The organism is Hymenobacter lapidarius, from assembly GCF_001816145.1.
GTDB lineage: Bacteria > Bacteroidota > Bacteroidia > Cytophagales > Hymenobacteraceae > Hymenobacter > Hymenobacter lapidarius.
Genome location: NZ_MDZB01000114.1, coordinates 18,810 through 27,859 on the forward strand (window position 1 = coordinate 18,810; position 9,050 = coordinate 27,859).

Annotated in this window: 7 protein-coding genes, 1 tRNA gene and 1 pseudogene; 5 read left to right on the top strand and 4 right to left on the bottom strand. The window is 56.3% G+C overall.

Going from position 1 to position 9,050, the window contains the following annotated elements; translation table 11 throughout:
- Positions 1–25 precede the first annotated feature (25 nt).
- The 3 genes from BEN47_RS12525 to atpD form a co-directional block, all read right to left on the bottom strand.
- The gene (locus BEN47_RS12525) at positions 26–1,084 is read right to left on the bottom strand and encodes an AI-2E family transporter (protein ID WP_070728749.1); all 1,059 of its coding nucleotides are present in this window, start codon (positions 1,082–1,084) and stop codon (positions 26–28) included.
- A gap of 148 nt (positions 1,085–1,232) precedes the next feature.
- Positions 1,233–1,478, bottom strand: a complete 246-nt coding sequence (gene atpC / locus BEN47_RS12530; protein ID WP_070728750.1) for an ATP synthase F1 subunit epsilon — start codon at positions 1,476–1,478, stop codon at positions 1,233–1,235.
- A gap of 134 nt (positions 1,479–1,612) precedes the next feature.
- A complete protein-coding gene (gene atpD, locus BEN47_RS12535; protein ID WP_070728751.1) occupies positions 1,613–3,118 on the bottom strand; it encodes a F0F1 ATP synthase subunit beta in 1,506 nt (501 codons plus the stop codon).
- A gap of 276 nt (positions 3,119–3,394) precedes the next feature.
- Here atpD and BEN47_RS12540 point away from each other — a divergent pair.
- The 4 genes from BEN47_RS12540 to pth all read left to right on the top strand — a co-directional run bounded on the left by BEN47_RS12540 (position 3,395) and on the right by pth (position 6,053).
- Positions 3,395–3,467 (top strand) — tRNA-Gln (locus BEN47_RS12540).
- A gap of 179 nt (positions 3,468–3,646) precedes the next feature.
- Positions 3,647–4,573 (top strand): ribose-phosphate pyrophosphokinase, encoded by a 927-nt coding sequence (locus tag BEN47_RS12545; RefSeq protein ID WP_070728752.1) that lies wholly within the window; start codon positions 3,647–3,649, stop codon positions 4,571–4,573.
- 166 nt (positions 4,574–4,739) lie between these two features.
- Positions 4,740–5,312 (top strand): 50S ribosomal protein L25/general stress protein Ctc, encoded by a 573-nt coding sequence (locus BEN47_RS12550; protein WP_070728753.1) that lies wholly within the window; start codon positions 4,740–4,742, stop codon positions 5,310–5,312.
- A 174-nt stretch (positions 5,313–5,486) separates the two neighbouring features.
- On the top strand, positions 5,487–6,053 hold the full coding sequence (gene pth / locus BEN47_RS12555; protein ID WP_070728754.1) for an aminoacyl-tRNA hydrolase: 567 nt from the start codon (positions 5,487–5,489) through the stop codon (positions 6,051–6,053).
- 125 nt (positions 6,054–6,178) lie between these two features.
- Here pth and metG read toward each other — a convergent pair.
- Positions 6,179–8,220, bottom strand: a pseudogene (gene metG, locus BEN47_RS12560) (methionine--tRNA ligase).
- Between the two features lie 242 nt (positions 8,221–8,462).
- Between metG and BEN47_RS21485 the strand changes: the two are divergent.
- Positions 8,463–9,050 (top strand): hypothetical protein (locus tag BEN47_RS21485; protein WP_204378317.1); only part of this gene is annotated, 588 nt, incomplete at its 3' end.

Genomic DNA, 9,050 nt, shown 5'->3' on the forward strand with positions numbered 1-9,050 from the left:
TCGGCAACGGCGCCCAGCTTCGCCACTAGCTGATTTTGGCTTCCATCGCCCGCCGGTTTTCGCGCCGAAACACCTCCATCAACACCAGAAAGTAGGATAACAGCAGCGGCCCAATCACCAGCCCAATCAGGCCAAACATCTCCACCCCCAGCACCAGCCCCACCAGCGTCACCAGCGGGTGAATGTCGCCCATGCGCTTTGCCAGCATGATGCGCAGGAGGTTGTCCACGTTGATAATCACGATAAACCCCACCAGCAAAATGCCGACGGCCTTGCCGCTTAGTCCCTGCGAAAACTGGTACAGCGCCGCCGGCCCCCAGACAAGCGGGGTGCCCAACACCGGCAAAAACGCCATAAAAAACGCCACCACGCCCCAGAACAACGGGTCGGGCACGTCAAAAATCCACAGCGTTAGCCCGGTCAAAACGCTTTGCACCATCGCCACCAACACCTGCCCCAGCACGTTGGCGTTCACGTTATTTTTCAGCGACTCGCCTAGCTCCTCCAGCGTGTCGTTGCGGAAAGGCAGGTACCGGTGCAGGCCCAGCATGAAGTAGGTTTCCTGCATAAACAGGTAGTACATCGTGAACAGCATCAGCCCCACCACCACCAGAAAGTTGAGCGCGCTGCTCGCCAGCGTGGGCACCCAGCTGCTCACCCTGGCGGCGCCCTGCAGCAGTAGCTGCCGCACATTCAGCTGCTCCGTGATGGTGAATCCCGTGGCGTTCTCCACTTTGTGCAGCACGTCCAGTATCCGTTCGGGGTGCCGGGCAAACGTCACGAGCCGCTCCAGCAGCAGGGAGCTCAGGGCGTAGAACGGCACCACCAACACCACCACCGTCACCAGCAGAATGGCTATGGTCACGAGGCGGTGGTTCCATTTGCGGTGGTGCACCAGCGCCACCCACCACGGCCGGAACACCACAAACAAGATGCCCGCCGCTAAAAACGCCGTCAGATACTGCGCCAGCCCCACCACCATCAACCCGGCCAGGCTCACGAGCGAGACCACCAGCAGCACGTAGCGCTGCCGGGGCGTGTAGATGTTTTCGACGTATGCGAAGGGCTTGGGTGGTCTGTGCATGGCAAAAAAATTAACAGAGTCCCGGCGCGCCGCTACCTGAGGGCCCTGCCGTAGAGGCTACAACGCAAAAAAGCCGTTCCTGCCAGGCAAGAACGGCTTTTTAAAACATAAATCGCAACCGCGCAGCGCAGTTAAGGCTCGTTTGCAATTACGCCACGACGCCCTCAGCCAGCACTATCACGTTGTTGCGCAGTACTTCCACCACGCCGCCCTCAATGCGAATGGCCTCACGGCCGGTCGCGCCGGTCAGGGTAACGTTACCGGCCTTCAAGGCGGCAATCATCGGGGCGTGGTTGTTCAGCACTTCAAACAAGCCATCGGCACCCGGAAACTGGGCCGATGTCACTTCGCCTTCGAATACCTTGCGGTCGGGGGTGATGATTTCTAGGTGCATAGTTTTATTAAAATGTCAGGCTAATAAAGAACGTCATGCTGAGCTTGCCGAAGCATCTCTACCGCGTAACTAATCAATTTTAGTATTGTGGTAGAGATGCTTCGGCAAGCTCAGCATGACGTTCCGCTTACCAATTACCGGGCTTCCGCAATCAGCTTCTCGCCTTTCGCCACGGCATCCTCAATGGTACCCACCAGGTTGAAGGCCGCCTCGGGGAGGTGGTCGTACTTGCCGTCGATGATTTCGTTGAAGCCGCGGATGGTGTCCTTGATGTCAACGAGCACTCCTTGCAGGCCGGTGAACTGCTCAGCCACGAAGAAGGGCTGCGACAGGAAGCGCTGCACCCGACGGGCGCGGTTTACTACCTGCTTGTCCTCTTCGGAGAGTTCATCCATGCCCAGAATGGCGATGATGTCCTGCAATTCCTTGTAGCGTTGCAGAATCTCCTTCACGCGCTGGGCGGTGTCGTAGTGCTCAGCACCCAGCACGTCGGCCGACAGAATGCGCGAAGTCGAGTCCAGCGGGTCCACGGCGGGGTAAATGCCGAGTTCAGCAATTTTGCGGCTCAGTACCGTGGTGGCGTCCAAGTGGGCAAAAGTGTTGGCCGGAGCCGGGTCCGTCAAGTCATCAGCAGGCACATATACGGCCTGCACCGAGGTAATGGAACCGCGCTTGGTGGAGGTAATACGCTCCTGCATGGCACCCATTTCGGTGGCCAGCGTGGGCTGGTAACCCACGGCCGAAGGCATCCGGCCCAGCAGAGCCGACACTTCCGAACCCGCCTGCGTGAAGCGGAAGATGTTATCGATAAAGAACAGGATGTCGCGGCCGGCACCAGTGCCGTCGCCATCGCGGAAGCTTTCGGCAATGGTCAGACCCGACAGGGCCACGCGAGCGCGGGCTCCGGGAGGCTCGTTCATCTGGCCGAACACCAGCGTAGCCTGCGACTTGAGCAGCTCCTTCTCGTCTACTTTCGACAAGTCCCAGCCACCGGCTTCCATCGAGTGCTTAAACTCCTCGCCGTAGAGAATGATGTTGGATTCGATGAATTCGCGCAGCAAGTCGTTGCCCTCACGAGTACGCTCGCCCACGCCGGCAAACACCGACAGGCCTTCGTAAGCCTTGGCCACGTTGTTCACCAACTCCATGATGAGCACGGTTTTGCCCACGCCGGCACCGCCGAAGAGACCAATTTTACCGCCCTTTACATAAGGAGCCAGCAAGTCAATCACCTTGATGCCGGTGTAGAGGATTTCCGACGACGTGGCCAAGTCCTCAAACGCCGGGGGCAAGCGGTGAATGGGCAGCGGGCCGTCCGACTTGGGCTGGGGAATGCCGTCGATGGCCTGGCCAATTACGTTAAACAGGCGACCTTTCACGCCTTCGCCCGTTGGCATCGACATGGGGGCGCCCAGGTCGCGCACGATGGCGCCACGAGTCAGGCCCTCGGTCGAGTCCATGGCGATGGTCCGAACCCGGTCCTCGCCCAAGTGCTGCTGGCACTCCAGTACGACCACCTGGCCGTTGTCTTTGGTGACTTCGAGCGCGTCGAGGATGTTAGGCAGCTTCGTGTTTTCACCCGCGAAGCTCACGTCCACTACGGGGCCGATGACCTGGGTGATTTTGCCGGTATTCGCCATTGAGGTGTATTTATAAGAAAGATGATGCGTTTTTCAGGCCGCAAAATTACGGCAGAAGCGTGGCTTTTCCAACCCGTGCCCGATTCGGCCTCCGGCGTGCGTTTAAACCATCCTGAGCAACATTACCCCATGAAAATCAGGCAGAAAAGCAAATTTTGAGGCTTTCGCCGGCAGGGCGGCGCAATTTTCTAGCAAAAATATTTCAACAAATACTTGCCTCGAATTTTTCCGGTAGTACATTTGCAGTCCCAAACGGCACGTAGCCCAATGGGAAATTGTCCGATGGTGTAACTGGCAACACGCTTGATTTTGATTCAAGAAAGTCCAGGTTCGAGCCCTGGTCGGACAACGACAAAGCTCGAATAAACGCAAGGCGCTGGCTTCTCCAAATTTCCGGAGTGGTCAGCGCCTTTCGCTTTTTCCAGTTCGCCCCGTGCGGTAAGTTTTAGCTGGCCGTGGCGAGCCACCCAGTAGTTCATTAACCTACGGCAAGCAGAAGCTTGCCGCACAAAATCTGCACCTTCCCCAATGAAACAGGTCAAGATATTCGCCGGCAGCGCGTCCCGCGCCCTCGCCGAAAATATTGCTGCCGCCTACGGCACTCCCCTCGGCGCCCTCAGCCTCCAGCGCTTCGCCGACACCGAAATGGGCCCCAGCTTTGACGAGAGCGTGCGCGGCTGCGAGGTGTTCCTTATCCAAAGCACCTTCCCGCCCTCCGAGCACCTCATGGAGCTCATGTTGATGGTGGACGCCTGCAAGCGCGCCTCGGCCCACAAGGTCAATATCGTGATGCCCTACATGGGCTATGCCCGCCAGGACCGCAAAGACAAGCCGCGCGTGAGCATCGGGGCCAAGGTGGTGGCCAACATCATCCAGAGCGTGGGCACCGACCGCATGATGACCGTTGACCTGCACGCCGGCCAGATTCAGGGCTTTTTCGACCTTCCCGTCGACCACCTGGACGGGGCCACCGTGCTGGCGCCCTACATCAAGTCGCTGAACCTCGAAAACCTGATTTTCGCCTCGCCCGACGTAGGCGGCGTGGTGCGTACCCGCGCTTTCGCCAAGAAATTCGGGGCCGAGATTGTGGTCTGCGACAAGATGCGCCTGCGGGCCAACGAAATTGCCTCCATGCAGGTCATTGGCGATGTGAAGGGCATGGACGTGGTGTTTGTTGACGACATGGTGGACACGGCCGGCACCATTTGCAAAGCCGCTGAGCTGGTGATGGAGCGCGGCGCCAAATCCGTTCGCGCCGTGGTCACGCACCCGCTGCTGAGCGGCCCGGCCCACGAACGCATCCGCAACAGCGTGCTCACCGAGCTGATTACGACCGACACCATTCCGCTGCGCCAGGAAAACGAGAAAATTCACGTCATTACCCTGGCTCCGCTCTTTGCGCAGGCCATCCGCAACGTGGTGACGCACGAGAGCATCAGCTCGCTGTTTGTGTAGCGCTGGCTGTCATTGCGAGGATGAAGGGCGAAGCAATCCGCTGCGCTTCACTCACTATGCCAGACGTTAGCTTTTAATTTCCAATCCGTTCCCGTACCTTTGCGGCCCGTTTGCCTCCAATTATGGCGGCAAACGGGTCATTTTTTATCTTCAAAAAACACTTTTTATGAAAAGCCTCGAGATTGTAGGGTTTAAAAGAGCGAATCTCGGTAAGACTGAGGCCAAGGCATTGCGCCTGGACGCTCAGGTACCGTGCGTGTTGTATGGCGGCAAGGACACCGTGCACTTCTCCGTGCCCGCTATCCTATTCCGCGAGTTGTTGTACACGCCGGAGGCGCACATCGTGGACCTGAACGTGGAAGGCACCCTGTACAAAGCCATTGTGCAGGACTCCCAGTTTCACCCCGTGAACGAAATGCTCCTCCACGTTGACTTCCTGGAATTGGAAGAAGGCAAAGAGGTAAAAATGGACATCCCTGTGAAGTACGTAGGCGTTTCGCCCGGCGTACTAGCCGGTGGCAAGCTAGTGAGCAAGCTGCGCAAAGTGCGCGTGCGCGCTACGATGGACAACCTCCCCGACTACGTGGAAGTGAACATCAGCGGCATGGAGCTGGGCAAATCCATCAAGGTAGGTGCCGTGGAGCCGAAGGGCTACACCATCCTGACCAATGTGGAGGCTCCCATCGCCACCATCACCATCCCACGTGCGCTGAAAGGCGAACTGGCCGCTAGCAAGTAAATCGCTGATTTTTAAACTGATTAATCGTGATTTCGCTGATTTCGGCAGTCCGGTGAAGTCATTCGGAAAAGGCGCTTCTCACGAGGCGCCTTTTTCTTTGTGAATGAGGCAAAAGAAGACTATCTAATTCCGCCGTGCATCAGCTAAATCACGGTTAATCAGCACTAATCAGCGATGAAGTTTCTGGTTCTCTGCCTGGGCAACATTGGCCCCGAATACGCCGACACCCGCCACAACATCGGGTTCATGGTAGCCGATTATCTGGCCGCCAAATTTGATGCGCCCCGTTTTGAAATTGGCCGCCACGCCTTCGTCACCGAATTCAAGCACAAAGGCCACGCCTACACGCTGGTGAAGCCCACCACCTACATGAACCTGAGCGGCAAGGCCGCCGCGCACTGGCTGGCCACGCTCAAAATTCCCGTGGAAAACATGATTGTGGTAACCGACGACCTAGCCCTGCCCTTCGGCAAATTGCGCCTGAAAGGCCAGGGCTCCGCCGGCGGCCACAATGGTCTGAAGGACATTCAGGCCACCTTGAGCACCGACGTGTACGCCCGGCTCCGCTTTGGCGTGGACGCTAACTTCCCCAAAGGCCGGCAGGTAGATTATGTATTAAATCCGTTTTCGGCGGATGAATTAATTGAATTGCCGACGCGGATTGAAAAATCCGCTGATGCGATATTAGCCTTTGGTTCGATGGGCCTGGAACGGGCTATGAATGTGGTGAATGTGAAGTAGGCATTTTCTTTTAACTGGTGCTATTTTAAAACAGAAAATCCTGATTCATTGCTGAGTCGGGATTTTCTGTTTTAAAATAGCACCAGCAGGTTGCTTGCTGTAAGCGGAAGGACAGCCGAATCCGGCTACACTACGCCGCTGCCGTTGCGCACGGCTTTGCTGGGCTGCATGAGCGCGAGGCTGCGTCGGCATTCTCGGCCATCAGAAGCATGCCCTGGCTTTGGATGCCTTTGATTTCGCGGGGTGCCAGGTTGAGCAGCACTTGTACCTGCTGGCCAATCAGGGCTTCGGGAATAAAATGCTCGGCGATGCCGCTCACAATGGTGCGCTGCTCCAGGCCCAGGTCGATGGTCAGTTTCAGCAGCTTTTTGGTTTTGGCCACTTTTTCGGCGGCGACAATGGCTCCTACGCGCAAATCCATTTGCCCGAATTCATCAAAGGACACGTCGGCTTTGGCGGGCGCAACGGGCGTATTGGCCAGCTGATTCTCCTTTTTGGTATCGAGCAGCTTTTGCACCTGCGTTTCAACGGTGGCGTCTTCAATTTTGGCGAAAAGCAGCGCGGCTTCGCGCAATTGGTGTCCGGCCGGCAGCGCATCGGTATGGCCCGCGCTGGCCCAGTTACCTAGTTTCATATTGAGCATATTGGCTAGTTTCTGGGCCGACTCGGGCAGGAAAGGCTCTAACAAGGGAGCCAGGGCTGCAGCAATTTGTAATGCCACGTGCAATACCGTACCGGTGCGGGCCACGTCGGTTTTGATGAGGTGCCAAGGCTGGGTTTCGGCCAGGTATTTATTGCCCAGACGCGCCAGATTTAATACTTCGGCCAGCGCATCGCGGAACCGGTAATTTTCTATTAGCTCGCCAATTTTAGCAGGAAATGCAGCGAGTTGCGCAAATGCATCCTGGTCGATGGCCGTTAATTCGCCGAGTGCGGGCACTTTGCCTTCAAAGAATTTGTGCGTGAGCACGGCGGCGCGGTTCACAAAATTGCCCAAAGTGGCCACCAGTTCGTTGTTGTTGCGCGCCTGAAAATCTTTCCAGGTAAAATCGTTGTCTTTGTTTTCGGGTGCATTGGCGCACAGCACATAGCGCAATACATCGGCCTGACCGGGAAAATCCTGCAAATATTCGTGCAGCCACACGGCCCAATTGCGCGACGTGCTGATTTTATCGCCTTCCAAATTTAGAAACTCGTTGGCGGGCACGTTATCCGGCAGAATAAATTCGCCGTGCGCTTTCAGCATTACCGGGAAAATAATACAGTGGAAAACGATGTTATCTTTCCCTATGAAATGTACGAGTTTAGAGCCCGCGTCTTTCCAATACAATTCCCATTCCTCCGGGAAGGCTTCTTTGGTGGCCGAGATATAGCCAATAGGCGCATCAAACCACACGTAGAGCACTTTACCCTCGGCACCGGGCACTGGCACGGGCACGCCCCAATCGAGGTCGCGCGTGACGGCGCGGGGGTGCAGGCCCTGGTCAATCCACGATTTGCACTGGCCGTATACGTTGGTTTTCCAATCGTGCTTGTGGCCTTCAATTATCCATTCGCGCAGCCAGGGCTCGTATTGGTCGAGCGGCAGGAACCAGTGCTTGGTGTCGCGCAGAACGGGGTGCGCACCGCTAAGCATGCTGCGCGGACTGATTAACTCCGTGGGGCTGAGCGATGTGCCGCAACGCTCGCACTGGTCGCCGTAGGCGTTTTCGTTGCCGCAATTGGGGCACGTGCCCACAATGTAGCGGTCGGCTAGAAATTGCTGGGCCTGCTCGTCGAAATACTGTTGCGTGGTTTGCTCAATAAACTGGCCCGCGTCGTTCAACTTGGTGAAAAACGCACTGGAAACCTTCGCGTGCGTGGCCGACGAAGTGCGCGAATACACGTCGAACGACACATTAAAGTCCCGAAATGAGTCGCGAATCAGGGCGTGGTATTTGTCAACGACCTGCTGCGGGGTAGCGCCTTCTTTCTGGGCCCTGATGGTAATTGGAACGCCGTGTTCGTCGGAGCCGCAGATAAATTTCACGTCGCGACCAGCGGAGCGCAAGTAGCGGGCGTAAATATCCGCAGGCAAGTACACGCCTGCCAAATGCCCAATGTGTACCGGGCCGTTGGCGTAGGGCAAAGCAGCTGTAACTGTGTAACGTTTAGGAAGAAGCGACATGAGTAATAGAGAAAAGAAACAGAAAACAAGCCCCTGTTTTCAATATAATTAAGAAAACACTACGCCGGAATTTGACCGATGCGCAAGAAAAAAACAAGAGAAAAAACGGTTGTGTATCAACAAAAAACAAAGCAAACCGTTTGATACTTAATTCGTTTTATATTTGAGTACAATGAATTAATATTCTCGCTTAGAAAGCAAGCATTAGTTCACGTTGAACCCTTCACCAACCATTCTTTCTAATGAAAAAACCTGCTTCTCCGAAAAAGACAGAAAAACGCGCGAAATATACGCCCGAAGAAAAGTCGGTTCGTAAATCAGCAAAAAAAGCTGGCCGTGCCGCTACTCTCCTGAACGACGACCGTGCCGATAACAAGGCCTCGCAGAAGAAAACGCTGAAAACGGCTGCAAAGCAACTGCAAAAAGAGCTGAACAACCGCATGAAAGAAGTGGTGACTCGCATTCGCAAAGAAACGAAGGCCAAGCTGAAGGAAGTGGTAAAGGAAGCAACCCGCCGTCTCGACGGCGACACGGAGCGCATGTTTGAGCAAGCCCTGCACACCATTGTGCGGCACTACGATTCCGTAGCAGGCAGCTCAGCCAGCGCCGACAGCGCCCCCGCGAGCACCGGCGCCGAAGCCGGCAGCAGTGCCCCCACCAGTAGCCGCAAAAAAGGCCAAACCCTGAACAAGGACGGCACCCCGCGCAAAACCCGCGCCACTGATTCCGCTCCGAGTAGCCGTCGGCGGTATCAATGGCGTTGCCGCCACCGGCTACAAAGGCGTCGAGCACAGCAAAGGAAGTGGCTTCGTCGATGGTCCAGCCGAAGA

Bases quoted from the DNA above. Each gene is read 5' to 3' on its own strand.
- atpD (WP_070728751.1), bottom strand. From the start codon at position 3,118: ATGGCGAATACCGGCAAAATCACCCAGGTCATCGGCCCCGTAGTGGAC.
- BEN47_RS12550 (WP_070728753.1), top strand. From the start codon at position 4,740: ATGAAAAGCCTCGAGATTGTAGGGTTTAAAAGAGCGAATCTCGGTAAG.
- atpC (WP_070728750.1), bottom strand. From the start codon at position 1,478: ATGCACCTAGAAATCATCACCCCCGACCGCAAGGTATTCGAAGGCGAA.
- BEN47_RS12525 (WP_070728749.1), bottom strand. From the start codon at position 1,084: ATGCACAGACCACCCAAGCCCTTCGCATACGTCGAAAACATCTACACG.
- BEN47_RS12545 (WP_070728752.1), top strand. From the start codon at position 3,647: ATGAAACAGGTCAAGATATTCGCCGGCAGCGCGTCCCGCGCCCTCGCC.
- pth (WP_070728754.1), top strand. From the start codon at position 5,487: ATGAAGTTTCTGGTTCTCTGCCTGGGCAACATTGGCCCCGAATACGCC.